We start from the raw sequence: 223 nt of genomic DNA, 5'->3' as shown, positions 1-223 counted from the left end.
CGCGGCGCCGCCGCGATCATCGGCATCGGCGGCGAACCGCCGCGCGCCGTGTCGCTCGGTGCCGAGGTCGCGCCCGGCGCGAAGCTCGCCGAAGTCCGCCCCCGCTCGATCGTCGTCGACCGCAACGGCGCCCGCGCCGAAATCCAGCTCCCGGCGAACACGCCGTCCCCCGCGATCTACATGCGCTGAACGGCGACGGCCTCACCAACTGGTCAGGCCGTCA

General features: G+C 74.4%; 1 pseudogene. It reads left to right on the top strand.

Annotated features, from left to right (window positions below):
* Positions 1–189 (top strand): annotated as a pseudogene (locus ACNQQL_RS36310) (hypothetical protein); the annotation flags it as partial.
* Between the last annotated feature and the right edge of the window lie 34 nt (positions 190–223).

The sequence above is a fragment of the Burkholderia sp. LFS061 genome (assembly GCF_047978125.1).
Lineage (GTDB): Bacteria > Pseudomonadota > Gammaproteobacteria > Burkholderiales > Burkholderiaceae > Burkholderia > Burkholderia pyrrocinia_C.
Note: the sequence above shows the minus strand (reverse complement) of the source record. Positions and strands in the feature narration are given on the sequence as shown.